Raw genomic sequence first — 274 nt, forward strand, 5'->3', positions numbered from 1 at the left:
GCGGATGTCGACTGGTGGCTGAAGAACGAGTCGGCCGTCACCAAGCGCTGGTTGGAGTGGGCTCGTGGCTGAATTCGGTATCGCGGCACCGTCGGTGAAGGTGGCCGGTGACAAGCCGGCCACCGCGACCGGCAAGGCGCTGTCGGTGGTGGCCCTGCGCAAGACCTACGGGGATGTGGTCGCCGTCGACGAGGCGTCGATGGAGATCGCGGCGGGGGAGTTCGTCACCTTCCTCGGCTCCTCCGGGTCGGGCAAGACCACGACGCTGATGATG

At 67.2% G+C, this 274-nt stretch carries 1 pseudogene; it reads left to right on the forward strand.

The features are described from left to right. Nucleotides 1–64: 64 nt before the first annotated feature. Nucleotides 65–274: pseudogene (locus OO68_RS41950) on the forward strand (ATP-binding cassette domain-containing protein); the annotation flags it as partial.

Origin of the sequence: Streptomyces iakyrus (assembly GCF_000717055.1) — a bacterium.
Taxonomy (GTDB): domain Bacteria; phylum Actinomycetota; class Actinomycetes; order Streptomycetales; family Streptomycetaceae; genus Streptomyces; species Streptomyces iakyrus.